The 1939-nt window shown below is 68.3% G+C and carries 2 protein-coding genes; both read left to right on the top strand.

All coding sequences use genetic code 11. The features are described from left to right. Positions 1–47: 47 nt before the first annotated feature. Positions 48–872 carry an SDR family NAD(P)-dependent oxidoreductase gene (locus JW364_RS23915; RefSeq protein WP_137810855.1) on the top strand — a complete coding sequence of 275 codons (825 nt, stop codon included), beginning with the start codon at positions 48–50 and terminating at the stop codon, positions 870–872. Beyond that, positions 869–1720 carry a PPK2 family polyphosphate kinase gene (locus JW364_RS23910; protein ID WP_159370047.1) on the top strand — a complete coding sequence of 284 codons (852 nt, stop codon included), beginning with the start codon at positions 869–871 and terminating at the stop codon, positions 1718–1720. Before JW364_RS23915 ends, JW364_RS23910 begins: the two co-directional genes overlap by 4 nt. Positions 1721–1939 lie beyond the last annotated feature (219 nt).

The raw sequence follows: 1939 nt of genomic DNA, 5'->3' as shown, positions 1-1939 counted from the left end.
GCCGACCCCCTGCCCGCCGATCCCGCCTCCGGGACCCCCGGCGCCTGATGACGCGCGTCGCTCTCGTCACCGGCGGCAGTCGCGGCGTCGGGTACGGCATCGCTCGTGCGCTCATCGACGACGGGTGGACGACGTATGTCACGTCGCGACAGGGGACCGGCCCCGACGGCGCCCGCGCGCTGCCCTGCGATCACGCCGACGACGCCGCGGTGGCCGCGGTGTTCGACGAGATCACCTTCGGCGCAGGCGGTCTGGATCTTCTCGTCAACAACGCGTGGGCCGCGCCGAAGGGTTTCGGCGGGTTCTCCGACCCGTTCTGGAAGCGACCGGTCGACGACTGGGACACCCTGATCGGCGTCGGACTGCGAGCGCATTACGTGGCCTCGGTGCACGCGGCCCGGCTCATGACCGACGCCGGCCGCGGACTCATCGCCAACATCTCGTCGTTCGGCTCGCGCGGCCATCTGCACTCGGTCCTGTACGGGATGAGCAAGACCGCCCTGGACAAGATGGCCGCGGACATGGCGGTGGAGCTGCGGGGCACCGGTGTCAGCTCGATCTCGTTGTGGCTCGGCCTGATCCGCACCGAGCTGTTGCTGTCGCTGGGCGTCGACGAATTCGCCGGTTTCTCGCTCGCCCGCGCGGAGGACCCCGAGTTCGTCGGCCGGGTCATCTCCCGGCTCGCGGCCGATCCCGGGCTGTCCGACCTCAGCGGCCGCACGCTCGTCACCGCCGAACTCGGTTCCGCCTATGGGATCGTGAACAACGATGGCACGCCGCCGGATTCACATCGCACGGCGTTCGGTGGCGGGCCGCTGTTCCCACCCCCGGCCGAGCCGGCGCCCGCATCCGACCCCGAAAGGACCCCATGACCGCTGGTTGGACCACTCCCGCCGCCGATGCCCTGCGCGCCGGGGCCATCGGGCCGATCGCGTCGTTCGACCCGGAGACGACGCCGGGCTTCGAAGGCGACAAGGCCTCCGGCACGGAGTTGCTCGCGCAGCGCGGCGAGGTTCTCGCCGATCTCCAGGAGTTGTTGTACGCCAACGGCCGGGCCGGTGACCACCGCTCGGTTCTGCTCGTGCTGCAGGGCATGGACACCGCCGGCAAGGGCGGCATCGTGCGCCACGTGGGCGGGATGATGGACCCGCAGGGCCTGTCGATCAAGGGGTTCGGCAAACCCACGAAAGAGGAGTTGCAGCACGACTTCCTGTGGCGCATCCACCGCGCCCTGCCGCCCGCGGGCCGGATCGGGATCTTCGACCGGTCGCACTACGAGGACGTCCTCCCCGTCCGGGTGCACGACCTCGTCCCGCAGTCGGTGTGGGAGAAACGCTACGACCTGATCAACCAGTTCGAGTCCGAACTCGTCGCCGGCGGGACCACCGTAGTCAAGTGTTGCCTCGTGGTGTCGAAGGACGAGCAGAAGAGCCGCCTCGCCGCGCGCCTCGAAAGACCCGACAAGTACTGGAAGTACAACCCGGGCGATGTCGACGAACGCGGTCACTGGGACGCCTACCTCGAGGCATACCAGGCGATCTTCGACCTGACCGACCGCGACTCCGCGCCGTGGTTCGTCATCCCGTCGAACCGCAAGTGGTTCGCGCGCCTCGCGGTGTGCGAACTGCTCATCGACGCGCTCACTCGCCTCGACCTCGACTGGCCCGCCGCCGATTTCGACGTCGAGGCCGAGAAGAGACGACTCGCCGCCGCGGACTGAATTTCCGCTCCCCAATCCGAAAGAGCCACACACTTATTGGTCCCTGATCCGAAAGAGCCACACACTTATTGGTCCCTGAGGTGCGAGCGAAGCGAGCCACGAAGACATCCCAGGGGTGCAAGGTGTCAAGCGGCGAGGTTGGCGCGGTGGTTCCAGGCGGTGTGTTCGTTGTAGAGGGTGCGGTGTTTGAGGCAGCCGTGGAGGATGCCGATGAGCCGG

It is taken from the genome of Gordonia sp. BP-119 (assembly GCF_016924115.1).
GTDB classification, from domain to species: Bacteria; Actinomycetota; Actinomycetes; order Mycobacteriales; family Mycobacteriaceae; genus Gordonia; species Gordonia hongkongensis.
The sequence above is the reverse complement of the archived record's forward strand: the minus strand, read 5'-3'. Positions and strand labels throughout refer to the sequence as shown.

What these genes read in the sequence shown, in the direction of transcription:
- JW364_RS23915 (WP_137810855.1), top strand. Translation starts at nt 48, where the DNA reads ATGACGCGCGTCGCTCTCGTCACCGGCGGCAGTCGCGGCGTCGGGTAC.
- JW364_RS23910 (WP_159370047.1), top strand. Translation starts at nt 869, where the DNA reads ATGACCGCTGGTTGGACCACTCCCGCCGCCGATGCCCTGCGCGCCGGG.